This is a genomic window from Mycoplana ramosa (genome assembly GCF_041930185.1).
GTDB lineage: Bacteria > Pseudomonadota > Alphaproteobacteria > Rhizobiales > Rhizobiaceae > Mycoplana > Mycoplana ramosa.
Genome location: NZ_JBHEEW010000007.1, coordinates 228,647 through 252,244, shown reverse-complemented (window position 1 = coordinate 252,244; position 23,598 = coordinate 228,647). Strand labels below are relative to the sequence as shown.

Here is a 23,598-nt window from a genome sequence, read left to right as displayed (position 1 = left end):
TCACGACCTCTTCAGCTTGGGGTCGAGGGCATCGCGCAGGCCGTCGCCCATCAGGTTGATGGCAAGCACGGTGATGAGGATGGCAAGGCCGGGGAAGGTCACGACCCACCAGGCGCGCTGGATGAATTCACGCGCCTCGGCCAACATCGTGCCCCATTCCGGCGTCGGCGGCTGGGCGCCCATGCCGAGGAAGCCGAGCGCTGCGGCGTCCAGGATCGCCGCCGAGAAGGCCAGCGTCGCCTGAACGATCAACGGCGCCAGACAGTTCGGCAGGATCGTCTTGAACATCAGCCGCAGCGTGCCGGCACCTGCCACCTGCGAGCCGACCACATAGTCCTTGTTGCGCTCGGTCATCACAGAGGCGCGTGTCAGACGGACAAAATGCGGCTGGTTGACAAGCGAAATCGCGATCATCGCGTTCAGCAGGCCCGGCCCCAGCACGGCCACCAGTACGAGCGCCAGCAGCAGCGACGGGAACGCCAGAATGATGTCCATGACGCGCATGATGATGGTATCGACCTTGCCGCGGAAATAGCCCGCCACCAGGCCGATCAGCACGCCCGAGATCACCGACAGCGTCACCACGACGAGGCCGATGAAGAGCGAGAAGCGTGCGCCGTAGATCAGGCGCGAGAGGATGTCGCGGCCGACGGCATCGGTCCCGAGGACATGTCCCCAATTTCCGCCCGTTTGCCATGCCGGCGGCAGGAGCAGCATTTCGCGGTTCTGGATGCTCGGGCTGTGGGGGGCAACCCACGGCGCGAAGATCGCCAGGAACAGGATCGCCAGGAAGATGACGAGGCCGATCACCGCGCCCTTGTTGCGGGAGAAGTAAAACCAGAATTCCGACAGAGCGGAGGGGTGGGTGGCCTTTTTTTCCACCGCCGTTGCGGCGGCTTTGCTTTCGATTGCAGTCATTGCGCCACCTCCTAGTGCCGGATCCGCGGGTTGATGAACCCGTAGGTGAGGTCGACGAGCAGGTTGACCAGCATGATCACGCCGGCAATCAGCATCAATCCGCCCTGCACCACGGCATAGTCACGCTTGAACACCGAATCGACCATCCACTTGCCGATGCCCGGCCAGGAGAAGATCGTCTCGGTGAGGATGGCGCCGGCCAGCAGCACGCCCACCTGCAGGCCGATCGTCGTGATGACCGGGATCATCGCGTTACGCAGCGCGTGCACGCCGACGACCCGGAACGGAGACAGGCCCTTCGACCGGGCCGTGCGCACGTAGTCCTCGCCGAGCACCTCGAGCATCGCCGAACGGGTCTGGCGCGCAATCACCGCAAGCGGGATCGTGGCGAGAACGACCGTGGGCAGGATCAGGTAGGTGACAGCCGATTTGAAGGCGCCGGATTGGCCCGACAGCAGGCTGTCGATCAGCATGAAGCCTGTCACCGGCGGGAAGAAATACATCAGCGAGATGCGTCCCGAGACCGGGGTCCAGCCGAGATAGCCGGAAAAGAAAATGATGAGCAGCAGGCCCCACCAGAAGATCGGCATCGAATAGCCGACGAGGGCGGCACCCATGATGGTCTGATCGAGCCACGACCCGCGCTTCACCGCGGCCAGCACGCCGGCCGGGATCCCGAGACAGATCGCCAGGATGATGGCGCACAGCGACAATTCCAGCGTTGCCGGGAACAGTTGCAGGAAGTCTTCCAGAACCGGACGCTTGGTGACGATCGAGCTGCCGAAATCGCCCGTCAGCAGGCCACCCAGATAATCGAAATACTGGATGTAGAGCGGCCGGTCGAGACCGAGCTGGTTCATCAGCTCGGCGTGACGCTCGGGCGACATCACGCGCTCGCCGGACATCAGCATGACCGGGTCGCCGGGAAGGAGCCGGATGAAGGAGAAAGCGATGATCGATACCCCGATGAAGGTGGGTATCAGAACGGCCAGACGGCCGAAGATAAATCGTAGCATGGGAGCCAATCCCTTATTGGAAAACCGGCGGCCCGAATATCCTCGGACCGCCGGCCATACACGCTCTTAAGGGCGTGCTGTTCTGTTTGTCATTTTACTCGGCGATGTCGACACCGTCAAAACGGTGAATGCCGAGCGGGTCCATCATGAAGCCCGAAACCTTCTTGCTCATCGGGACGACGACGAGCGAGTGGTCGAGCGTGTTCCAGGGTGCTTCCCTCTTGAAGATGACCTGGGCTTCTTCGTAGTACTTCGTACGCTCTGCGACGTCGGAGGTGACCTTTGCCTTCGTCATCAGGTCGTCGAATTCCTGGTTGCACCACTGCGCACGGTTGTTACCGCCCACAGCATCGCAACCAAGCAGCGTATCCATGAAGTTGTCCGGATCGCCGTTGTCACCCGTCCAGCCGAGGATGACCGCGCCGTCGCGGGCCTTGTCGGAGGAGAGCTTCAGGTATTCGGCCCACTCGTAGGAGACGATCTCGACCTCGACGCCGACCTTTGCCAGGTCCGCCTGCATCAGCTCGGCGGCGCGGCGCGCGTTGAGCATGTACGGGCGGGCAACCGGCATGGCCCAGATCTTCATCTTCAGGCCGGAGACGCCGGCGTCGGCCAGCATCTTCTTGGCGGCTTCCGGATCGTACTTGTCGTCCTCGATGGCGTCATTGTACGACCACATGGTCGGCGGGATCGGGTTCTTGGCAACGGTGGCCGCGCCCTGGAAGACCGCATCGACGATGGCCTGCTTGTTGACGGCCATGTTGAGCGCCTTGCGCACTTCGACCTTGTCGAACGGAGCGACCAGCGTGTTGTAGGCCAGGTAGGAGACGTTCAGTCCGGCCTGCTCCATGACCGTCAGGTTCGGATCGGCCTTGAGGCCTTCAACGTCCGCGGCATTCGGGTACGGCATGATGTGGCACTCGCCGGCCTTCAGCTTCTGCGCGCGAACGGCGGCGTCGGTCGTGATCGCAAACACGAGGTCGTCGATCTTCTGCTTGCCGGCGTAGTAATCCGGATTGGCCTTGTAGCGGATCGCAGCGTCGGGCTGGTAGGCGACGAAGGTGAAGGGGCCGGTACCCAGCGGCTGCTGGTTCATCAGCTCCATCTTGCCGTCGGCTTCGAGCTTGTCGGCGTATTCCTTCGACACGATCGAAGCGAAGTCCATGCCGAGGTTGGCGAGGAACGGTGCTTCCGGGCGGTTGAGCGTGAACTTGACGGTCAGGTCGTCAACCTTCTCGATCGACTTGATCAGTTCCGGGAAGCCCATGCCGGCGAAGTATTCCCAGGACGCACCCGCGACATACTTGTTCCACTTGTTGTCTTCCTTGTACTGACGCTCGAACGAGAAGATCACGTCGTCGGCGTTCAGTTCGCGGGTCGGGGTGAAGAAATCGGTGGTCTGGAACTTGACGCCCGGGCGCAGCTTGAAGGTGTAGACCGTGCCGTCGTCGGAAACGGTCCAGCTTTCGGCCAGACCCGGTTCGATTTCGGTACCGCCGTGCTTGAACTCGACCAGACGGCTGTAAACGGTGCGCGAGGACGCGTCGAAGGTGGTTCCGGCGGTGTACATGCCGGGGTCGAAGCCTTCCGGCGAACCTTCCGAGCAGTAAACCAGCGTCTTCGACCAGGCGGCCGAGCCCATCATGGAGGCGAGCGCGGTCGCCGCGAGGAGAGTAGTCAGCTTTTTCATAGCGAGCTTCCCAGGTTTGCTTTTTGTTCTCTCGTGTCCGGACGCGGGTGCTGTCAGGGGCCCCGGCCTTGCGCGGATGGAACGATATTTGCCGCAGGAATGCAATAAGTCCGCGAATAAATTTATCCAAATGGAGAACACTAGGGAATAATTGCCCTCAGGTGGCATTTTTATGACTTTCTCACGTATCTCGACGGCCGCGGGGAGAATCGCGAAATCACGTCAAACGGGCTGTCAATCCTGACGTTGAAGGATAGCCCTCTTGGTGATTTCCGTGCCAGACGCATGGCCCGAGGCAGGAGAGCTGCATCCTGGCGCGCCGTGTTGGCGGCAGGGCGTACCGCGACAGGGATGCAGCTCTTCCAGGGTCGAACGCGTCTCCGATCCCTTGTAAAAGGTTCCCACCGAAAAGCGCTCGCATACGGTAAATGCGGACGAGGGATGCTGGATTGCCTCTTGCTCCCCGCGCTCGGGGCGCTAGACTCTTTTCATCGCTCGATGGTCGGGGAGCCCAGTGGCCGCACTTTCGCAGCATCATCGCAGGTACGACCTCGAAGGCGATTTGGAGAAGGCTCTCAATCGCGTCGATTTCTTTCGATTGTTTCACGGTACCGCTCTGCGCTTCGGCTTCGAGCATTTCGGCGTGCTGCAACTGTCCGCCGAACAGGAAAACTGCAACCTTTCCAGCAAGCTGGTGCTGCACGATCTGCCGTCCGGACTTGCCGAAACCTATGACCAGCGCCACCGCTTCAGCGATTCGGACGTTTTCCGAAGCTTGCACAGCTCCGTGATCTCGACGGTTTGGCGTGCCAAAGTTTCCGGTCCCGAGGGCGTGCAGAACGATCTGCTCGGCCAACTCGGGTTTGACCAGGCGGTGTGCGTGCCAGTCCATGCGCCCACGGGCGCGCGCTATGCGGTCCTCTATCTGGGCGACAGCGAGGACATCGGCCGGCAGCAGCACATGCAACTCTGCTACGAGACCAGCTGCATTTTCGACTACTTCTACCGGATTGTCCTTTCCACCAAGGCCGGGATGGGCTTGACCCCGCGCGAAACCGAGATCCTGCGGTGGATCTCCTACGGCAAGACGGCCAGCGAGATCGCCCTCATCGTATCCGTCTCGGAGCACACCGTGAACTCGCACACGGCGACAATCCTGAAAAAGCTGGACGTGGTCAATCGCACCCAAATGGTGGCGAAGGCAATTCGCGAACAGATCATCCTGTAAGGGGTGGCCGATTTCCTTGGTTAACGTTGCGTTAACGACCGTATCCGCCGCCGGAGGGATTGTGAAACGTCAGCGCCTGAACCAGAGTAAATTCCTGAACTCATGATCAGCCCGGGACCGCCATGACCGTCACAGTGAATATTCTGCTTGTGGATGACGATCCGGCGGAAAACGTCATCATCCGGGCGTTGATGCGCAAGGTGGTAAACGTAGAGATCAAGCTCCACTACGTGGAGACGATCGAAGCGGCCCTGGAGTTCATACGCAGCGGCGAGCCGCCTCTCGACATGATCCTGGTGGACAACCGACTTCAGCCGCAAGTCGACTTCCGCGAGACGGTGCCGGAACTGCGCCAGAACGGCTATATCGGCCCGATCGGCGTAATCTCGTCTTCGATCGCCGACCCCTGTTTTCAAGCGATCGAGGACTACGGGGTCGACTTCAGGCTCGACAAGTCCGAACTCGATTCCACCGCGATCAGCTTCATCATCCAGGAGTTCGTCGAATGGGAAAACGGATCGGGCAGCTAGGTCAATCTCGCGGCCGCCACCTCTGACCGACGAACCCTTCGGGCGTAACCAGGCGCCGATTTATCGCGGTGGGTGTATGACTTAGGCTGCCGGCTGGCGCGCGACGGGCGCGTTTTCGATGCCGAGCAAAAAGCTGATCTGAGGACGGGCCTTGACGAGGTCGTCGATCGTGTACTGCTGGAGCACCTCGAAGAAAGCGTTGAGCGCCTTGCGCAGCGCCGCGTTCAGCCCGCAGCTGTCGACGAGCGGACACTCGATTTCGCCCGCCTCGAAACACTCCGCCATAGCGAAGGAATCCTCGGTCACCCGCACGACGTCGAAGAGGGTGATTTCGGAAGCGGCCCGGGGCAACCGCACGCCGCCGTTGCGGCCCCGCACGGTCTCGACCAGCCCCGCCCGCGTCAGCGGCTGCAGGATCTTGAACAGGAAGAGCTCGGAGACCCCATATGCCTTGGCAATCTCCGGGATGCGGCTCAGCCTCTCTCCGTTCGCGGCGCAGTACATCAACAGCCGCACGGCATAGTTCGTCTGTTTCGTCAGGCGCATCTCTAGCTCCGAATTCGATCTGTGGTCCTACATATAGGCTGTATCATAGTTTGGAACAATTCCAAAAACCGGAAAATTACATTCATATTTTTCTGCCGGAGGCTGTTGACTGTCGAAAAAGTCGGCTTAAAAGATGAGCCGGACAGTTAAGTATACGGAGAACAGACCCTTGGCCCACCTCAGAAAGCTCGCAATCGCACTGTCGCTTGCCGCCAGCACCGCCGTTCCCGCGCTGGCGGATGGCGAGGTCAACATCTATTCCTATCGTCAGCCGGACCTGATCCAGCCGTTGCTCGATCGCTTCACGGCAGAGACCGGTATCACCACCAACGTGCTGTTCCTCGACAAGGGCCTCGTCGAGCGTATCCAGGCGGAAGGCGAGAATTCTCCCGCAGACGTCATCCTCACCGTCGACATCAGCCGCCTCACCGAGGCCAAGGACGCCGGCATCACGCAGCCGATCAAGAGCGCGGTGATCGACAGCGACATTCCGGCCCAGTATCGCGACCCCGACGGCGCCTGGGTTGGCCTGACCACCCGCGGCCGCGTCGTCTACGCCTCGAAGGAGCGCGTCGCCCAGAACGACATCACCTACGAGGAATTGGCCGACCCGAAGTGGAAGGGCAAGATCTGCACCCGCGATGGCCAGCACTCCTACAATATCGGCCTGTTCGCCTCGATGATCGCCCACCATGGCGAGGCCGAGACCGAAAAGTGGCTGACCGGGCTGAAGAACAATCTCGCGCGCAAGCCCGACGGTGGCGACCGCGACCAGGCCAAGGCGATCTTCGCCGGCGAATGCGACCTGGCGCTCGGCAACACCTACTACGTCGGCCTGATGCTGACGAACGAGAAGGAACCGGAACAGAAGGAATGGGCGAACGCCATCAAGGTCCTGTTCCCGAACGCCAATGACCGCGGCACCCACGTCAACGTTTCCGGCGTGGCGATGGCCAAGTACGCGCCGAACAAGGAGAATGCGCAGAAGCTGATCGACTTCCTCGCTTCCGGCGAAGCCCAGCAGATCTATGCAGAGCAGGTCTTTGAGTATCCGGTCATGCCCGGCAAGGAGCCCTCCGATGTCGTGAAGTCGTTCGGTGCGATCAAACCGGACACGCTGCCGCTCGCCGACATCGCCGCCAATCGCAAGAAGGCCTCCGAACTGGTCGACAAGGTCGGCTTCAACGACGGGCCGAAGATGTAATTTCCGACAGCGCTACAAACGACAACGGCGGCCTCACGGGCCGCCGTTTTCATTTGGGCAGGAACTTTTCTGCCCCTGCCCGGCAGGATTGCCCGCCTTACTTCATCGTCGGGATGACGAACTCGGCGCCGTCCTTGATGCCCGACGGCCAGCGGCTCGTGACCGTCTTGGTGCGGGTCCAGAACTTGATCGAATCCGTGCCGTGCTGGTTGAGGTCGCCAAAGGACGAGGCCTTCCAGCCGCCGAAGGAGTGGTAGGCGAGCGGAACCGGGATCGGAACGTTGACGCCGACCATGCCGATGTTGATGCGCGAGGTGAAGTCGCGGGCGGCGTCGCCGTCGCGGGTGTAGATCGCGACACCGTTGCCGTATTCGTGCTTCATCGGCAACGAAAGCGCTTCCTCGTAGTTCTTCGCACGCACGACCGACAGCACCGGCCCGAAAATCTCGGTCTTGTAGATGTCCATGTCCGGGGTGACGTGGTCGAACAGGCAGCCGCCGACGAAGTAGCCGTCCTCGTAGCCCTGCAGCTTGAAGTTACGGCCGTCGACCAGCAGCTTGGCGCCCTGCTCGACGCCGCTGTCGATCAGACCCTTGATGCGGGCCTGGGCTTCCTTGGTGACGACCGGGCCGAGATCGGCCTTCTCGTCGGAATACGGGCCGATGCGCAGGCTCTCGACCATCGGCACCAGCTTGTCGATCAGGCGGTTGGCGGTCTCCTCGCCGACGGGGACGGCGACCGAGATCGCCATGCAGCGCTCGCCGGCCGAGCCGTAGCCGGCGCCGATCAGGGCGTTGGCGGCCTGGTCGAGGTCGGCATCGGGCATGATGATCATGTGGTTCTTGGCGCCGCCGAAGCACTGGGCGCGCTTGCCGTTCATCGCCGCGGTGCCATAGACGTAGCGGGCGATCGGCGTGGAGCCGACGAAGGAAACCGCGCCGATATCCGGATGCGTGAGGATCGCATCGACCGCGCCCTTGTCACCGTTGACGACGTTGAGGATGCCCGCCGGCAGGCCGGCTTCGATCATCAGTTCGGCCAGGCGCATCGGCACGGACGGATCGCGCTCGGACGGCTTCAGGATGAAGGCGTTGCCGCAGGCGATCGCCGGGGCGAACATCCACATCGGGATCATGGCGGGGAAGTTGAACGGGGTGATGCCCGCACCGATGCCGACCGGCTGGCGGATCGAATACATGTCGATGTTCGGGCCGGCGCCTTCGGTGAACTCGCTCTTGGACAGATGCGGAATGCCGATGACGAACTCGCAGACCTCAAGCCCGCGGATAATGTCACCCTTGGAATCCTCGATCGTCTTCCCATGCTCCTTGGAGAGCATCTCGGCGAGTTCGTTCATGTTGTCGTTCAGGAGCTGGACGAACTTCATGAACACGCGGGCGCGGCGCTGCGGGTTGGTGGCGGCCCAGGCCGGCTGTGCGGCCTTGGCGACCTCGACGGCGGCGGCGAGTTCGGCCTCGCTTGCCAGCGCCACCTTGGCCTGCACTTCGCCGGTCGCCGGATTGTAGACGTCGGCCGTGCGGCCGCTCTTGCCGGCCACGTGCTTGCCGCCGATGAAATGTCCGATCTCACGCATGGTGTATCCTCCAGATGTTATGGCGGGCATGATCGCACTACAATTTGCTCAACTCAATCGCTTCCGGTAAGCAACCGTTGTGCAGAAATTATAGTCCAGCAGGATGACGAAGGCGAAGGAATGAACTGGGACGACGTTCGCATGTTTCTCGCTGTGGCGCGCACCGGGCAGTTGCTCGCGGCCTCGCGCCGGCTCGGCGTCAACCACGCCACGCTCAGCCGTCGCGTCAGCGCGCTGGAAGCGGAGATGAAGACACGTCTGCTGGTGCGCCGCACCAATGGCTGCGACCTGACGGCCGAGGGCGAGGTTTTTTTCCATGCAGCCGAGCGGATGGAAACGGAGATGTTATCCGCCCAGGCCAAGATCGGCCGCATCGACGCGGCGGTCGCCGGCACGGTGCGCATCGGCGCCCCGGACGGCTTCGGCGTCTCCTTCCTCGCCCCGCGCCTCGGCCGGCTGATCGCGCGTCATCCCGAGCTGAAGATCCAGCTCGTGCCGGTGCCGCGTTCGTTCTCGCTCTCCCAGCGCGAGGCCGATATCGCGATCACGCTGGAGCGCCCCGAACAGGGCCGGCTGGTGTCCTCCAAGCTGACCGACTACACGCTCGGCCTCTATTCCAGCCGTTCCTACATCGCCGCGCACGGCGAGCCTGAGGACGTCGACGCGCTCAAGCATCATCGGCGCATCGGCTACGTCGAGGACCTCATCTTCACCGCCTCGCTCGACTTCACCGGCGAGGTGATGCGCAGCTGGAACGCATCCTTCGAAATTTCCAGCGCCACGGGGCAGACGGAAGCGGTGCGTTCCGGGGCCGGCATCGGCATCCTGCACAACTACATCGCACGGCTCGACCCGGAGCTGGTGCGGATCCTGCCGGAGACGACGATCCGCCGCGCCTACTGGACCACCTACCACGAAAGCGCCCGCGACCTTGCCCGCGTCCGCACCGTCACCGCCTTCGTGCAGGAACTGGTGGAGCAGGAGCAGGGCATGTTCATTTGACGTCAGGCGACGATGTGGGCGCCGCCAAGGTCCGCCGCAGGGAGGTGCCCCCGAAGCTTCAATGGGCGATAAGCACCGGCACGGCCGGCGGCTCCTTCAATATCTCCTTGGTCACGCCGCTGAAGATCCATTCACGCAGCCGGGAATGGCCATAGGCGCCCATGACGATCAAATCAGCCGCGATGTCTGCAGCATGGTGCTTCAGTACCGTGGCGACCGGCCGTTGCCCGCTGGACAAGCGATCCACCGTGACATTGATGCCGTGCCTGGCAAGAAAGGTAGCAATATCCGCGCCGGGCTCCTCCCCGTTTGCACTCTCTGACGCCTCGGGGTCGACAAGGGTCACATGGACCTCTTCCGCCGCTTTCAACAGATCGATCGCGTGCCTCGCGGCGCGCGAGGCTTCCAGGCTGGAGTTCCAGGCCAGAACGACCACCTTGGGATCGAGACGGACCGGCGTGTCGGACGGCGCGAGCAGAACCGGCGCCGGCGAACGGAACAGGCCACCCTCCAGCACACTCGTCCGAACCCGGCGCTCGTCCGTCAGGCCGGCGCCGACCAGCAGAAGGTCGGCATATCTCGCATGGGTGCCGACCTCGTTGTCGGCCAATGCAAGTTCGCAATAGGTCGACGTGACGTCATGGGAAACCTGCGAGGCGCCGAGGATGGACGATACCTGCGCCACCCTCTCCGACAGGGCCTTCATGTCTAGCTGACGCTCCTCGTTCCATGCTTCCGAAACGACGGCGGCGTATTCGCCGATCGGCGGCGGCGCCGCGATGGCGATGACCAGTACCGACAGGTGGGCGCCAGAGGAATCGCACAGGGCGATGGCGGTCTTCAGGTCCGCATCGCCTTCGCCCGGCGCAGTCACAAACAGAACAGTCTTCCAGTTCATCGCCATGTTCCCTCCAATGTGCCGCCTTCATCCGCGGGAAGGCGCGCCCCGTGCAGCATGTTTCAATTGCGGCGTGCCGCTTCCGGCCACAGCGTCCGCAGCGGTACGGGAAGCTCATCGATGATTTTGGCAGTCTCCCCCGGATCGAGTTCCCTCCAGAGCAGGTCGAATACCGCCTTGGTGACGCTGACCGGATCGCGCGGGAATTGCGGCGGCAGATCCTGGGCTACGCGGGCGGCGAACTCGTCCACCTGCCGCTCCGGCGCTGATCGCGAGCCGAGGTGCCAGCCCTCGTAATAGATCCCCCGCACCAGGATTGGAAACTGTGCGCCGAGATGGGCCGCCTGCTCGAGCGTCAGGCGGTCGCGCAACGCATGGAGGACTGCCCTGAGGGCATTGTAGGCCTGGTGCCGGTCACTGAAATTGTAATCGTTGACAAGCGCCTTCAGCCAGCGATTGGTCTGCTGGATGGTATGATCCAGCGCCGCGACATGTGTCTCGTTCATGGCCATCCTCCATCATGCAATGGAAGTCTAGCGCATGTAGGCCCGCATCGGATTGATGCCGATCAATGGCGGCGCAAAGCCTTCTCTTCGAATACGCTTCAATCGCCGCGCGCGACCCAGCCCTCGTCCGTTTTGACATAAGAGCGCTTTACCGCGCCCCAGGCGATCCGGTGGGCCGCCTCTTCCTGCCGTGGATCGCCGGCATGGGCAGCGAAGGCGTGATTGAACGCCTCGCGATAGATGTCCTGCGCGTGTTCCGGCAAGGATTGCCGCACCGATGGCGGAAGGTCGGCATTTTCTGCGTAAGGCATGCCATGCTCCCGCGCCCGACACGGAAATGATCCGCCCATTCTCCGCCATATGGGCATCCCGTCCTTGATCCGCATCAATGCCGCCCCGCGCGCGTTGCGCGACCATCAAGCAAGCTTGTCCCTGGCAACGGAGGCGCGTGATGAAGGCGAAGGACATCATGACGTCGAGGGTGATTTCGATCACCCCGGACCACAGCGTCGGGGATGCCGCCCGGATCATGCTGGCCAATCGGATCAGCGGCCTTCCGGTCTGCGATTCGGAGCATCGGCTGGTCGGTATGTTGACCGAGGGCGACCTGCTGCAACGGGCAGAGCTCAGCCCATCGTTCTGGTTTGGCAGAGACCAACCGACCGCCGCGCCACCTACCGACGACTACGTCAAGCGTCATAGCTGGCGCGTCAGCGACGTGATGAGCCGCCACGTCGTTACGGTCAACGAGACGACGCCGACAGACCGCATCGCCGCGATCATGGTGGCCAACGACGTGAACCGGGTTCCGGTGATGCGCGGTGAGACCGTCGTCGGCATCGTCAGCCGGCAGGATCTCCTGCGAGCGGTCGCGTCCTACGCGCCCGATGAGACCGCGACCGGCGACCGCGCGTTGCGTCGCGCTATCCTGGAACGGCTCTGCGAGGATGTCAGCCTTGAACGCGAACTGATCGACGTCGCGGTGACGGACGGCCAAGCCTTCCTTTGGGGACAGGTCACGGACGAGGCAAAACGCGAAGCGGCCGGCGCAGCCGCAGCCAGCGTCGCGGGCGTCAAGGGCGTGACGAACCGCCTGCGCGTGGTCGCGGGCGAGCTGCCGTCGCCAATGAGGTTACCCGTTCTGATCGAAGCGACGCAGCAATGATCGTTGGAGCCTCCTGTCGCGGGTTTCAGCCCTGATCCGGCTCAATCGGGCAAATTTGCGCAGGCAGCTGGCCGTAGCCGAAAACTGTCAAGGAGCCTCCGTCATCACAACGCTGGCCGAAAAGATCCGGTATCTCGCCGATCCCGCCTCCTATGCCGACGAGCCGCGTGGGATCGAAGTGAAGGAGACCCACATGTCGTGGGTCTTTCTGGGGAAGGATCGCGTCCTGAAGCTGAAGAAGCCGGTTCGCTATCCATTTCTCGACTTCGGCACGTTGGCCAGGCGAAAGTTCTTCTGCGAGGAGGAGCTTCGTCTCAACCGCCGGCTGGCAGCAGAAACCTATCGTTCGGTGATCCCGCTTTACCGTCGCAGCACCGGACATCTGGGCTTCGAGCCGCCGGGCCGCATCGTCGAATGGCTCGTCGTCATGCGCAGGCTGCCGGAAGAGGACATGCTGGATGTGCGCATCCGGGATAAGCGCCTTGGAAATGGCGAACTGCTCGAGGTTGCCAGCAAGCTTGCCGATTTCTACGCAACCTGCCCGTCTCAGCCCGTCGCCGGCTCGATTTATCCCGCGCTCCTCGTACGCGAGCAGCGCATGAACCGCTCGATCCTGTCGCGCGCCGAATTTGGTCTCGGTCAAGCGGGCGTTGTCGAGCTGCTCGACGATGTCGACAACGGCCTCGCAGACATGCGTCAGGCGATCGAAGCCCGCGTGGCAGCCGGGCAAGTGGTGGAAGGCCATGGCGACCTGAGGCCGGAGCACGTATGCTTGGTGGCACCTCCGCAGATTATCGACTGCCTCGAGTTCAATCGAGCGATGAGAATGCTCGAGCCGTATGACGAAGTGAACTACCTGGGTCTGGAATGCTCCATCCTGGGCGCGGACGGGGTACGGACCGTTCTGCTCGATGCCCTTGGACGGCGTATCGGCAATCGTCCCGAGGAGGCGCTGCTTGGACTTTACGGCGGGTTCCGATGCCTGCTGCGCGCGAGGTTATGTCTTGCCCATCTGCTGGAACGTCCGGTGCGCCACCCCGAGAAGTGGCGGCCGATGGCGCTCGCCTACCTCGCGATCGCGGCGCGGGAATGCGCTAGTCTTCGACGCGCAAAAGCTCCGAAATCGATCCGCCCGAATGCAGCCGTTTGATCGCTTCGCCGATAAGCGGAGCGACGGACACGACCTCGACGCTGGCGTTGAGCGTTTCCTGAGGCACGGAAAACGGCGCAACCGAATCCGTGACAATGGTGCCGTCGATCGCCGGATCGGCCAACATGGCCTCCACGCCCGGGTCGAACAGACCATGCGTGGCGATGGCATAAACGACCGCCGCTCCGCGTTCGCGGCAGGCTTGCGCAGACCTCGTCATCGTTCCGCCCGTGCTGATCATGTCGTCAACGATGAAGACAGCGGAATTGTCCACATCTCCGGCAAAAAGGCTTCCGGAAACAACGCCGCGGCTGCGTCGCTTCTCGGCGAACCCGAAGCCGATCGCGGTTCCCGAAACGCTTTCCAGGGTCTCCCTGAGCAGTTGGGCCCGTTTGATCCCACCTCCGTCCGGTGAAAACACCACCACGGGCCTGCCGGCAGCCTTTTGCATCATGACGCCGGCAAACAATTGTCTTGAATCAAGGTGAACCGAGCGGCATCGAAACGCATTCTGGAAAGCCGCGATGTTGTGGACATCGAGCGTCACGACGGTATCGGTACCGACCGCCTCGAACAGTTGGGCGACATAGCGTGTGGTAACCGGATCGCGCGCCTTGGTCTGCCTGTCCTTTCGCGAGTAGGCCAGATAGGGCACGACCGCCGTGATCCGCGCGGCGCCATTTTCGCGGCAGGCCGCGATGAAGAACAGAAGCTTGCAGAGCTTGTCGTTGGCCGAGCACCGATCCCTGCCGGCCAGGCTGTGCAGCACATAGACATCGCTACCGCGCACGCTCACAAGCGGCCGGCTCTTGTGTTCACCGCCCGCAAAGTCGCGCTCCTCATGCAAATCGAGCGAAATGCCGCTTGCATGCGATACGGCCTGCCCAAGGATCTTCGTTTCGCCCAAAGCAAAGAAGCGCATTATTTTAGATTAACCAGAATCCGTGGAGAGGTCTATGACGCCACTCAACGCAGCCGGCTGGCAGGATGCTGCGGCACATTCGACAAATGGCGTAAATTTGATGCCCGTCAAAGCGGAGCCAGCGACCATGTTCCATTGTAGCGGAAGCCCGGGAGGGATACGGTAACAAGGTCGCGCACGAGACGTTGCCGGTGAACGTCCTGAAAAGCATATGCGGTTCGCCGACACCGGTACCGACAGGCCGACAGGCCGACAATCTTGTCGCCAACTGGGAGGAGGCAATGTCATTCAGGACCATTCTCAGCGTGGTTGGCATGTCACAAGGCGATCGCGACGTGCAGGTCGCCACCGACCTGTGCAGTGAGGTCGGTGCTCATCTCAGTGTCTTCCTCGTGGCGATGGCGCCTCCCCCCACCGGGCGTTACGAGACCCTGGCACCTGCATGGCTAGAGCACCGGGACCGATGCCGGCAAGAGCTCACTGAGAAAGTCGAGCAGCTTCGAAACCGGCTGGCGTCCATCGGTCTGTCGTTCGACGTTGAAAGCATTTTCTCGGATTTCGCCGGAGTGGGCTATGACATCGGCGAGCGCGCCCTCTATGCCGACTTGATTGTCGTCGGCCCCGCGGCCTGCGAAGACGAGGATCTGAAACGCCAGATCGTCGCTGGCGGGTTGTTCCAGGCAGGGCGGCCACTTCTGTTCTGTGCGCCCGGCAAGACGGCGACCTTGAAGCCGAAGACCGTTCTGCTCGCCTGGGATTCGCGTCCACAGGCGGCGCGGGCCGTTCGCGACGCGTTGGAGATCATGAAAGCGGCGGGCTCGGTTCATGTCGCTATGGTCGATCCGGCTTCCGTGCCGAGGGCAAGCGGAGACGAGCCGGGCGCAGATGTCGCCGTCTATCTCGCACGACATGGTATCCGGGTGACGGTCGACATCCTGCCGAGTACTGGCCGCTCGGTTGCCGCGGTGCTGCAAAAGCACGCCCTGGAAATCGGGGCCGACCTGATCGTCATGGGAGCCTATGGGCATTCCCGATTGCGAGAATTCATGTTCGGCGGCACCACACGAGCGATGCTGGACGAAACCAGCTTCCCCGTTCTGATGGCGCATTGAGCGGCTGGCCGGTCCGCCGGATTTACCAGGCGCGACGTGGCTTTGAGAAAGGCGAGCATCATGCTGAAAACAAGAATTCCGCACAATGGCTGGCTTCTGCTGTGCGACGGCGCCAAGGCGCTCGTGCTGCGCAACGAGGGCAACATCGATCAGCTCAATCTCGTGGTGGTCGACACCGAACTTGAACCTCATGCACCGACAAGAGAGCTTGGTACAGATCGTCCGGGCCGTGTCTATCAGTCGGAGGGCGGATCGCGAAGCTCCATGCAGGAAACGGACTGGCACGATCAAGCCGAGGAAGGCTTTGTTTCGCACGTCGCCGAACGGTTCAAGGCAGCCGTTGCCGGACACGAAGTCGACGGTATCATTCTCGTCGCCCCGCCGCGTGTTCTCGGTATGCTGCGCAAGCACCTGGATCCTTCGTTGCGCAGCACTGTTATCGCAGAAGTGGCAAAGGACCTGTTGAAGTTTCCAATTTCCCAGATCGAAAGTTATCTTGCCGAACGGCAATAGGTGAAGTCGTCCGTCAGCGGGATACTATCGTGGAGATCGGGACTGGGTTTAAGACCGGCAAAGCCCATCGTCCGGGGAAATATGCAGGCGCACGTTCGATCTGGACCCATCGTTGGTCGATCGTGGCGACAATCTTGCTCGCCGCCGCGGCGATATGGGGAACACTTCGTCTTCTCATCGGGCCCGAGGTCGCGGTCTACCCCGTCATCCGCGGGAATCTCGTGCGCACCGTGGTGGTCAGCGGCCACGTGGAAACACCCTTCAGGGTGAACATCGGCAGCCAGATTACCGGTACCGTCAAGGACGTGCTGGTGGACGAGGGCCAGACCGTCAAGCAGGGCCAACCGCTTGTCGAGCTTGACCCCGTCGAGTTGAATGCCGCCGTGACGGAGGCCAGGAGCGCGGTCGCCCAGGCGGAGGCTCGAATGCGCCAGTTGCAGGAGTACTCGCTGCCGGCGGCACAGGAATCGTTGAAACAGGCACAGGCAAATCTGGCGGTTGCAGAAACCAGTTTCAGGCGCGCGGATCGATTGATGACGTCCGGAGCCGGCAGCAGGGCCGCGTATGAGGACGCGACCAAGAACCTGAACGTGGCGCAGACGCAGGCGCGCTCCGCAGAACTGCAGGTCTATGCGCTGAGCGAAGGGGGGAGCGACTACGAGCTGGCGCGGACCGGGCTCGACCAGGCTAGGGCAAGCCTTGCAAGCGCGCAGGCCCGACTTGCCCACGCCACCATTGCCTCACCCCGCGATGGCGTCCTGATCACCCGCTCGGTCGAGCGGGGGGCGGTGGTACAGCCAGGAACACCGCTGCTTGTCCTTGCGCCGACAGGAGACATCCAACTCGTGCTGCAAATCGACGAAAAGAACCTCGGCCTCATCCGGCTTGGACAAACCGCGCTGGCGTCGGCCGATGCATACCCCGACGATCGCTTCACGGCGACGCTGACCTATATCAATCCCTCGGTCGATATCGCCCGAGCCTCCCTGGAGGTGAAACTCACGGTCGACGATCCGCCGCCTTACCTCCGGCAGGACATGACGGTATCGGTCGACATTGCCGTCGACCGCCGGCAGTCGACCCTGATCGTGCCTGCAAAGGTCGTCCACGATCCTGCGTCTGCTGCCCCGTGGGTTCTGGTTGTCCGTGACGGACGAGTCTGGGAACAAGCGGTCACGGTCGGTCTGCGCGCCGGCGATCGGATCGAGATCCTGAGCGGGCTGTCGGATGCCGATCTGGTCGTACCGACAGGCGCGGGTGTCCGGGCCGGACAGCGCATCCGTGCGGTGCAGCCATGAAACACTGGCTGACCTTCGGATGGATCGCCGCGCTTCGCTTCCTGGCGGAAGGCTGGATGCAGACCGCCTTCATCGTTAGCGGAATCGCCGTCGGCGTGGGCGTCATCATCTTCATGGCGGCGATGCTGACCAGCGTTCAAACCAATTACACCAACCGGGTCCTCACGTCGCAACCGCAAATTCAACTGCAGCCTCCAGACGAAGTCGCCCGACCGCTGCGCCTCGATGGCCCCGACATCGAGCTGGCAACCATCCAGAGCGCTACACAACGAAATCGTGCCCTCGACCAATGGCAGGCGATCCTCATCGAGATGCGCGCACGACCGGACGTGGTCGTGGCGACGCCTTCCGTTTCCGGATCGGCGCTCGCAGTGCGCGGGAATGCCAGCAAGAGCATCAATGTTCTTGGAATGGAGCCGGCCGATTATTTCCGCATCGTGCGCGTGCCGGACTATATCATTGCCGGCACGCCCATCCTTGGCGTCGACGATATTCTTGTCGGCATCGATCTTGCCAACGACCTCGGGGCGGGGATCGGAGACAGGCTCAACGTTAACGCCGCCAATAGCGTCGTACGCACGCTGACGATCAGAGGCATCTTCGACGTCGGCAACAAGGGAGCGAACGAGCGCAACACCTATGTGGCGTTGCGCACGGCTCAGAGCTTGCTCAATCTGATCGGTGGCGTAACCGACATCGACATGACGGTCAGCAACGTCTACGCCGCGGAGGACGTCGCACAAGACATCGAAGCCGCGCTGCCGATCAAAGCCCAGAGCTGGATCCGGACAAACATTCAATTCTTCACCGCAATCAAGGCCCAGACCCTGTCCAGCCTGCTCATCCGCTCGCTGGTCGGTCTTTCGGTGGCGTTTGGCATCGCGGCCGTTCTCGTCGTATCCGTCCTGCAGCGCTCCAAGGACATCGGCATCCTCCGGGCCATGGGAAGTTCGCGCGGACAGGTGCTGCGGATATTCCTCATCCAGGGCGGGGTGCTCGGCTTTATCGGCTCGCTGCTGGGCTCGATCCTCGGGGCCGCCGCTCTCCTGATGTGGCATCATTACGCGCGCCAGCCCAACGGTCAGGAATTCTTTCCGCTGATCGTCAGGCCCAGCCTCTTTGTCTGGGCTTCACTGCTTGCTACATTGACAGGTGTATTTGCCGGCACGGTGCCGGCCCTTCGCGCGGCCAAACTCGACCCGGTGGAGGCGATTCGTGGCTGATCTTCTCCTGCTCGACGGCATTCGCAAATCGTTCAATGTCGGCGCCCGCACCGAGACGGAGGTGCTGCACGGCATCGACCTGGCGGTGCGGCGCGGCGAATTCTCGGCGCTGATGGGCCCCTCGGGCTCGGGAAAAAGCACGTTGCTCAACATCATCGGGCTGCTGGACCGCCCCTCTTCGGGCGGGCTTTTCATCAACGGGCAATCGACCGCAGCGCTGTCGGAGCAGGAGTTGACCAAGCTGCGCGGCCACGCCATCGGCTTCGTGTTTCAGTACCATCATCTGATCTCCGCCTTCACCGCACGTGAAAACGTGATGATGCCGATGCTTGTCGATCGTGGCAGGCCGAGCTTCGATATGGAGAGGCGTGCGGACGAGCTTCTGGAGTGGGTTGGCCTGTCCAGGTGGCAGGACAGCTACGTCACGAACATATCGGGAGGACAGCAGCAGCGCGTTGCCATCGCCAGAGCGCTGGCAATGAACCCGCCCTTGATCCTGGCGGACGAGCCGACCGGCAATCTCGACACGGGCACGGCCAACGACGTCTTCGACCTGATGCAAAGGTTCAACCGCAATCATGGAACGACCTTTCTGATCGTCACCCACAATCACGATCTCGCCAGTCGCTGCTCGCGACTGATCGAACTGGTCGACGGGAGGGTTACCCGCGACGAGGACCGCACTGCAAAAAACGCTCCTCAGTGACAATTACGGCCAACATTGGCGGCTCCGGGAATGAGGTGAGTATAATGTTCGTTCAAGAGATGACCCCTGATCAGTGCTTCGCGTTGCTGGCACAGGAACACGTGGCTCGGCTTGCATGCACCCATGCCGGAAAGGCCTATGTCGTTCCGATTCAATATGTTTTGGCAGGGCATCGAATCTACAGCTTCTCAATGCTCGGGCAGAAAATTCTCTGGATGCGTCAAAACCCGGAAGTGTGCGTTCAAGCTGACAGGGTTGAAGATGCCCATCACTGGAAGAGCGTTGTCGCAAACGGGCATTACCACGAAGTGCCGGACATCAAAGGCCATCACGACGGCCACATGCGGGCATGGTCACTTCTGCAAAGTCGAACGAATTGGTGGGAACCTGGTGGATACCAGCCGCGGCCGCACGCCGCTGACGGAAAGCCCGTGTTCTTCTTTATCGAAGTGCACGAGGTCACGGGCAGAATGGCAGCTGAATCGGGTGAATGAGACCGCGCAGAACCTCAGCCCGCCTCATGCGTCTTCAAGCAAGGCACGTCGCAACTTGCGGATGACAACGCCCCGGGCCTTGTCGTCGGCGGCCTTGGCCAGTTCGTCCTGCAAGTCGAGGACAAGCGACTGGAATTCGTTGTGCCAATCCCGCCGTCCGGTCCGGGAAGGATCAATGCGCGGCGGCGGCGCCTCGGAAATCGCGAGCGCTCCCTGCAACCCCAAACGATAGGCAGCATCCAGACGCGGCTTAATCAGCCGATCCTCCGGCAGGAACGCGGAAAGCCGTTGCGTGAGACCCGCAAGCGCATCTTCCTCTCCGTGGACGAGGAACACACCATTCCTGATCGGCTGGCGGGCCTGCACCCATCCGGCCAGTTCCGCCGCGTCGGCGTGGCCGCTATAGATGTCCAGCTTCCGGATGCGCGCCCGCACGCGGATGTCCTCGCCCTGGATGCGAACCGCCGAGGCGCCGTCTTCGAGAATGCGCCCCAGCGTGCCGGCAGCCTGATAACCGACGAGCAGCACGGTTCCCTCGTCCCGCCAGAGCCAGTTTTTCAAGCGATGCCGGATGCGACCGGCTTCGCACATTCCGCTCGCCGCGATGACGATATGAAAGCCCCTGATGTTGTCGATTGCCTTGGACTGTTCGGTCGTCTCCGTGAAACGCACGTTTCTTGCCCGCAGGGCCCTCGCCAACAGATCCCCGTTTTCGAGCTCGCGCGCATGTTTCTGGAATATCTCGCTGGCACGCGTTGCCAGGGGCGAGTCGATGATGATGGGCGATTTCTCGATCGCGCCCGTCTCCATGAGGTGGACGAGATCGGTCAGCAGCTCCTGCGTGCGCTCCACGGCGAAGGAGGGGATGATCAGGGCACCGTTCGGATGGGTTGCCGCCTTGACCTCGGCCCGCAATATGCCGCGCCGCTGATCGTCGGTCACGGCTTCGCGCTCGACGTCGCCATAAGTGCTCTCGCAGACGACATAGTCCCAACCCGTCGGCGCCGTTGCATCGAACTGCAACAACTTGTGGCGCGGACCGATATCCCCCGAAAACAGAACCCGAAGCGGCGACACCGGATCGCCGATCTCCATCTCGATTGACGCCGAACCAAGGAGGTGTCCGGCGTTCCAGAACCGGAAGCGGATCCCCTCGACCGCCTGCTGCCAGGCACCAAGCTGCACCGGTCGGAGCAGGGTGATGGCCGCGGCGGCATCGCGCGCCGTGTATATCGGCGTCACCGGATGCCGGCCGCGATGCAGGTTGCGGCGATTGAGCTGCTCGACCTCGCTCTCCTGGATGTGAGCGGAATCCGGCAGCATGACCGTGCAAAGGTCGACCGTTGCCGGTGTCGCGAAGATCGGGCCCTCATAGCCGAGTCTGGCCAGCTTCGGCAGCAAGCCCGAATGATCGATATGCGCATGCGTGAGGATGACGGCGTCGATCTGGTTGGGCTCGAATGGAAAGCGCCGGTAGTTCAGCTCCTTCTCCGTCTTCGAGCCCTGGAAAAGTCCGCAGTCGACAAGGATCTTGCTGCCACCGAATTCAACGAGCTGGCAAGAACCCGTGACTGTTCCGGCGGCACCGTGGAAGCGGATTATGGGTTCATCGGTCATTTGCGCGGTTCCACTGTGCGGAGATGGCAACTCGAAGAATGCACGCTTTTGTCCGACGGGATTTGACCCGCGTCAATCCACGCACAATGCGTCCGATCTGTCTTGACGGGCATCAATGACACGCGTTGTGCGGGCATGGAAGATCGTTGCGGTTATCGGCTGCTTCCGGGCGATCGAAGGTGGACCGGAGGAAACCCATGGGCGCCGCGTATTCGGTCGGTTCGATCCGCTACGATCAGGTCGATCGCGCCTACTGCCTGATCGAGGCTGTCGGCTACGATGTCGACCTGGAGGAGTGGCGTGAATTCTGTTCCTCCGCCATCGCAAAGGTGCAAGATCCAAACTGCGAGACCGTCGTGACGGTGGAGAATCCGCTCGGCTATGTCACCGCGGTCGGCATCCTGCGTGCCAGGATCAGCGAACTCTATGGCCGCGTTCTCGACGTCCCGGTCTTTGTCGTTGTCAGCGCCGCCGACACGCCCGGCGTCTGCGACGCGCTTCTCGGTTTCGTGATGGCGACGGCGCGCGAAAAGCACTGCGGTTTCGTTCGCGTCGCCAGCCCCGAGCCCGCCTCCTGGTCTGGTTTGCCCGGCCGCGGGCAGGGCGAAAGCAAGCGCGGTCTCCTTATCGCCGTCCGATAGGCGAATGGCTCGTTCTTGCCAGACCGATCGGGTCGGTCCGTGCCGGGCGTTTGGTGCCATCCCCGGAGCACAGCTCGCTCGGTCCTCCCCTGCCCCGTCAGCCCTCCAGCCCGTAGGGAACGATCCGCCGCAGGTGATGGTCGACGTGCAGGCGGCGCTTGAAGGGCGGAACGGCGCGGCTGGCGCAGTTGGCGCGCTCGCAGATCCGGCAGGAGATGCCGATCGGATCGAACGCCTCGGCGTTTTCCAGGTCCATGTTGTCGGCATAGACGAAAGCAGGCGCATAGGAAATCTCGCAGCCGAGCGCGAGCGCGTATTCCGGCCTTGCCGCCCGAAAGCCGCCGCTGCCCTTCGAGGCATGGGTGGCCAGACAGAGATAGCGCACGCCGTCCGGCGTCTCGGCGAGCTGGCGCAGGATGCGGCCGGGCCGCTCGAAGGCCTCGTGCGCGTTCCACAGCGGACAGGCGGCACCGAAGCGGGCGAACTGGAATTTTGCCGCGCTGTGGCGCTTGGTGATGTTGCCGGCGCGGTCGATGCGGGCAAAGAAGATCGGCACGCCCTTGCGGCCGGGCCGCTGCAGCGTGCTGAGACGATGACAGACCTGCTCGATCGAAGCGCCGAAGCGGGCGGCGAGCAGCTCCAGATCGTGCCGTAGCGCTTGCGCTGCCTCCAGGAACGTGCCGTACGGCAGCAGCAGGGCGCCGGCGAAGTAGTTCTGCAGCCCCATGCGGCAGATCTCCAGCGCCTCCTCCGAACGGAAACCCGCCGCTTGCGCCACTGCATCGATCTCTCGCGAAGCCTGCAATTGGGCGATCTGCAGCGCCAGCTGAAAATCGCGCGTCGGCGCCGTGGCATAGGGATTGATCGTCAGCACGCGCGCGTCCGGGTCATACCGGCGGATTGCGTCGTCGCCGGCCGCACCCCGCGCCACCCGCACGCCAAAATGCTTCTCCAGATGCTCCGTCAATGCCGACTGGTTGTCGCCGCCGCCGATGCCGAGCTCGCCGGCCAACCGTTCGGCGATCCCGTCGATCTCGTGGATATAGTTGTCGACGAAATGGAAGAAGTCTCGCACCTCCTCGTACGGCGTCGTCTCGGCCGGACCGCCGGCGCGCCCGAGCGTGGCATCAAAACTTGCCAGCCGCTCGCTGTTGCGGCGATAGGCCTCGTGGCAGGCGATCAGCGCATGCGCCAGGCCGGGCGCGTTCTGGGTGACGAGCTTCAGCTCCTGCAGGCTCGGCGAATACGTCTCGAACAGGGGATCGGTCAGCGCCTCGGAGAGCGCGGACAGCAGCCGGTCATTCTCCCCGACGGAGAGTTCCGCGATATTGAGGCGAAACTTGTCGGCCAGCGCCAGCAGCACGGCGGCGGAAACCGGGCGCTGGTTGTTCTCGATCTGGTTGAGATAGCTGGTGGAGATGCCGATGCGCTCGGCGAACTGACTCTGCGTCATGCCGCTCGCCAGCCGCAGGTCGCGCACCTTGCGCCCGATGAAGAGTTTGCCGATCGCCATGCTTGCTCAGGGGTGTTTGCAAATTTGCATTTTCAGATTTGCTTTTTCATAATTCTACATTTGCACATCTTCAACTGTTTTCAAGCGCGAAAGAACGGCATAATGGCGCCCG

At 62.4% G+C, this 23,598-nt stretch carries 24 protein-coding genes; 13 read left to right on the top strand and 11 right to left on the bottom strand.

Annotated elements, in window-relative coordinates; translation table 11 throughout:
- The 3 genes from JNC62_RS11555 to JNC62_RS11545 all read right to left on the bottom strand — a co-directional run bounded on the left by JNC62_RS11555 (position 1) and on the right by JNC62_RS11545 (position 3,624).
- On the bottom strand, positions 1-918 hold the full coding sequence (locus JNC62_RS11555) for an ABC transporter permease subunit (RefSeq protein ID WP_374838872.1): 918 nt from the start codon (positions 916-918) through the stop codon (positions 1-3).
- 11 nt (positions 919-929) lie between these two features.
- The gene (locus tag JNC62_RS11550; RefSeq protein WP_374838870.1) at positions 930-1,934 is read right to left on the bottom strand and encodes an ABC transporter permease subunit; all 1,005 of its coding nucleotides are present in this window, start codon (positions 1,932-1,934) and stop codon (positions 930-932) included.
- Positions 1,935-2,028: 94 nt separating this feature from the next.
- The gene (locus JNC62_RS11545; RefSeq protein WP_374838868.1) at positions 2,029-3,624 is read right to left on the bottom strand and encodes an ABC transporter substrate-binding protein; all 1,596 of its coding nucleotides are present in this window, start codon (positions 3,622-3,624) and stop codon (positions 2,029-2,031) included.
- Positions 3,625-4,138: 514 nt separating this feature from the next.
- On the opposite strand from JNC62_RS11545, the gene JNC62_RS11540 reads away from it, so the two are divergent.
- Together JNC62_RS11540 and JNC62_RS11535 are read left to right on the top strand one after the other, a co-directional pair.
- Positions 4,139-4,852, top strand: coding sequence for a helix-turn-helix transcriptional regulator (locus JNC62_RS11540; RefSeq protein ID WP_374838866.1), 714 nt, complete (start codon positions 4,139-4,141; stop codon positions 4,850-4,852).
- Between the two features lie 122 nt (positions 4,853-4,974).
- The gene (locus JNC62_RS11535) at positions 4,975-5,382 is read left to right on the top strand and encodes a response regulator (RefSeq protein WP_374838864.1); all 408 of its coding nucleotides are present in this window, start codon (positions 4,975-4,977) and stop codon (positions 5,380-5,382) included.
- Between the two features lie 81 nt (positions 5,383-5,463).
- On the opposite strand, the gene rirA is transcribed toward JNC62_RS11535, so the two are convergent.
- Entirely contained in the window at positions 5,464-5,928 is a 465-nt protein-coding gene (rirA, locus tag JNC62_RS11530; protein ID WP_374838862.1) for an iron-responsive transcriptional regulator RirA, read from the bottom strand.
- 169 nt (positions 5,929-6,097) lie between these two features.
- On the opposite strand from rirA, the gene JNC62_RS11525 reads away from it, so the two are divergent.
- The gene (locus tag JNC62_RS11525; protein WP_374838860.1) at positions 6,098-7,132 is read left to right on the top strand and encodes a Fe(3+) ABC transporter substrate-binding protein; all 1,035 of its coding nucleotides are present in this window, start codon (positions 6,098-6,100) and stop codon (positions 7,130-7,132) included.
- A gap of 97 nt (positions 7,133-7,229) precedes the next feature.
- Here JNC62_RS11525 and JNC62_RS11520 read toward each other — a convergent pair whose 3' ends face one another.
- Positions 7,230-8,726 carry a CoA-acylating methylmalonate-semialdehyde dehydrogenase gene (locus JNC62_RS11520; protein WP_374838858.1) on the bottom strand — a complete coding sequence of 499 codons (1,497 nt, stop codon included), beginning with the start codon at positions 8,724-8,726 and terminating at the stop codon, positions 7,230-7,232.
- Between the two features lie 120 nt (positions 8,727-8,846).
- Here JNC62_RS11520 and JNC62_RS11515 point away from each other — a divergent pair, with 120 nt between their 5' ends.
- Positions 8,847-9,728, top strand: a complete 882-nt coding sequence (locus tag JNC62_RS11515) for a LysR family transcriptional regulator (protein WP_374838856.1) — start codon at positions 8,847-8,849, stop codon at positions 9,726-9,728.
- A gap of 58 nt (positions 9,729-9,786) precedes the next feature.
- Here the strand turns inward: JNC62_RS11515 and JNC62_RS11510 are convergent, their stop codons facing one another.
- The 3 genes from JNC62_RS11510 to JNC62_RS11500 form a co-directional block, all read right to left on the bottom strand.
- Complete coding sequence (locus tag JNC62_RS11510; protein ID WP_374838854.1) at positions 9,787-10,626, bottom strand: universal stress protein; 840 nt, start codon at positions 10,624-10,626, stop codon at positions 9,787-9,789.
- 62 nt (positions 10,627-10,688) lie between these two features.
- Positions 10,689-11,132 (bottom strand): DUF2267 domain-containing protein, encoded by a 444-nt coding sequence (locus tag JNC62_RS11505; RefSeq protein WP_374838852.1) that lies wholly within the window; start codon positions 11,130-11,132, stop codon positions 10,689-10,691.
- Between the two features lie 98 nt (positions 11,133-11,230).
- The gene (locus JNC62_RS11500; protein WP_374838850.1) at positions 11,231-11,443 is read right to left on the bottom strand and encodes a ChaB family protein; all 213 of its coding nucleotides are present in this window, start codon (positions 11,441-11,443) and stop codon (positions 11,231-11,233) included.
- Between the two features lie 140 nt (positions 11,444-11,583).
- Here JNC62_RS11500 and JNC62_RS11495 point away from each other — a divergent pair, with 140 nt between their 5' ends.
- Both JNC62_RS11495 and JNC62_RS11490 read left to right on the top strand, forming a co-directional pair.
- A complete protein-coding gene (locus tag JNC62_RS11495) occupies positions 11,584-12,297 on the top strand; it encodes a CBS domain-containing protein (RefSeq protein ID WP_374838848.1) in 714 nt (237 codons plus the stop codon).
- Between the two features lie 193 nt (positions 12,298-12,490).
- On the top strand, positions 12,491-13,447 hold the full coding sequence (locus tag JNC62_RS11490; RefSeq protein ID WP_374838846.1) for a hypothetical protein: 957 nt from the start codon (positions 12,491-12,493) through the stop codon (positions 13,445-13,447).
- On the opposite strand, the gene JNC62_RS11485 is transcribed toward JNC62_RS11490, so the two are convergent.
- On the bottom strand, positions 13,392-14,369 hold the full coding sequence (locus JNC62_RS11485) for a ribose-phosphate diphosphokinase (protein WP_374838844.1): 978 nt from the start codon (positions 14,367-14,369) through the stop codon (positions 13,392-13,394). The two genes, JNC62_RS11490 and JNC62_RS11485, sit on opposite strands and share 56 nt — an antisense overlap.
- Positions 14,370-14,650: 281 nt before the next feature.
- Between JNC62_RS11485 and JNC62_RS11480 the strand changes: the two genes are divergently transcribed.
- The 6 genes from JNC62_RS11480 to JNC62_RS11455 all read left to right on the top strand — a co-directional run bounded on the left by JNC62_RS11480 (position 14,651) and on the right by JNC62_RS11455 (position 19,715).
- Entirely contained in the window at positions 14,651-15,481 is an 831-nt protein-coding gene (locus JNC62_RS11480; protein WP_374838842.1) for a universal stress protein, read from the top strand.
- Positions 15,482-15,517: 36 nt separating this feature from the next.
- The gene (locus JNC62_RS11475) at positions 15,518-15,994 is read left to right on the top strand and encodes a host attachment protein (protein WP_374838840.1); all 477 of its coding nucleotides are present in this window, start codon (positions 15,518-15,520) and stop codon (positions 15,992-15,994) included.
- A gap of 122 nt (positions 15,995-16,116) precedes the next feature.
- Positions 16,117-17,292 carry an efflux RND transporter periplasmic adaptor subunit gene (locus JNC62_RS11470; RefSeq protein ID WP_374838838.1) on the top strand — a complete coding sequence of 392 codons (1,176 nt, stop codon included), beginning with the start codon at positions 16,117-16,119 and terminating at the stop codon, positions 17,290-17,292.
- Positions 17,289-18,515 (top strand): ABC transporter permease, encoded by a 1,227-nt coding sequence (locus JNC62_RS11465; protein WP_374838836.1) that lies wholly within the window; start codon positions 17,289-17,291, stop codon positions 18,513-18,515. Before JNC62_RS11470 ends, JNC62_RS11465 begins: the two co-directional genes overlap by 4 nt.
- Entirely contained in the window at positions 18,508-19,221 is a 714-nt protein-coding gene (locus tag JNC62_RS11460) for an ABC transporter ATP-binding protein (RefSeq protein WP_374838834.1), read from the top strand. Before JNC62_RS11465 ends, JNC62_RS11460 begins: the two co-directional genes overlap by 8 nt.
- Before the next feature lie 44 nt (positions 19,222-19,265).
- On the top strand, positions 19,266-19,715 hold the full coding sequence (locus JNC62_RS11455) for a pyridoxamine 5'-phosphate oxidase family protein (protein ID WP_374838832.1): 450 nt from the start codon (positions 19,266-19,268) through the stop codon (positions 19,713-19,715).
- A 24-nt stretch (positions 19,716-19,739) separates the two neighbouring features.
- Here the strand turns inward: JNC62_RS11455 and JNC62_RS11450 are convergent, their stop codons facing one another.
- The gene (locus JNC62_RS11450) at positions 19,740-21,332 is read right to left on the bottom strand and encodes an MBL fold metallo-hydrolase (RefSeq protein ID WP_374838830.1); all 1,593 of its coding nucleotides are present in this window, start codon (positions 21,330-21,332) and stop codon (positions 19,740-19,742) included.
- A gap of 197 nt (positions 21,333-21,529) precedes the next feature.
- On the opposite strand from JNC62_RS11450, the gene JNC62_RS11445 reads away from it, so the two are divergent.
- Complete coding sequence (locus JNC62_RS11445) at positions 21,530-21,973, top strand: hypothetical protein (protein ID WP_374838828.1); 444 nt, start codon at positions 21,530-21,532, stop codon at positions 21,971-21,973.
- A 97-nt stretch (positions 21,974-22,070) separates the two neighbouring features.
- On the opposite strand, the gene JNC62_RS11440 is transcribed toward JNC62_RS11445, so the two are convergent.
- A complete protein-coding gene (locus tag JNC62_RS11440) occupies positions 22,071-23,486 on the bottom strand; it encodes a helix-turn-helix domain-containing protein (protein WP_374838826.1) in 1,416 nt (471 codons plus the stop codon).
- Positions 23,487-23,598: the final 112 nt, after the last annotated feature.